Origin of the sequence: Halolamina salina (assembly GCF_042678005.1) — an archaeon.
GTDB lineage: Archaea > Halobacteriota > Halobacteria > Halobacteriales > Haloferacaceae > Halolamina > Halolamina salina.
This window is the reverse complement of record NZ_JBHUDH010000197.1, coordinates 1-284: the sequence shown is the minus strand read 5'-3', so window position 1 is coordinate 284 and position 284 is coordinate 1. Positions and strand designations below refer to the sequence as shown.

At 73.2% G+C, this 284-nt stretch carries 1 protein-coding gene; it reads left to right on the top strand.

From position 1 onward, the window contains the following. Positions 1-284 (top strand): geranylgeranylglyceryl/heptaprenylglyceryl phosphate synthase (locus ACFR9S_RS14310; protein ID WP_379818925.1); only part of this gene is annotated, 284 nt, incomplete at both ends.

The window sequence follows — 284 nt, the reverse complement described above, 5'->3', positions numbered from 1 at the left end:
ATCGTCCAGAACCCCGACAGCGCCGCCGCCCGCGAGGCCGGCGTCGACGAGTCGGACGTGCTCGACCCCGCGACGGCCAAGCGCCGGGCGATGGCCGCCGACCGCCACCTGGAGTCCGAGATCGTCTACCTGGAGTACTCGGGGACGTTTGGCGGCGACGTGGCGATCGAGACGCTCGACCGGATCGACGACGCGCTCGTCCGCTCGCGACTCTGGTACGGTGGCGGGCTCGCGAACGGTGAGGACGTCCGGGCGGTGCGGGAGGCGGGCGCCGACACGGTCGT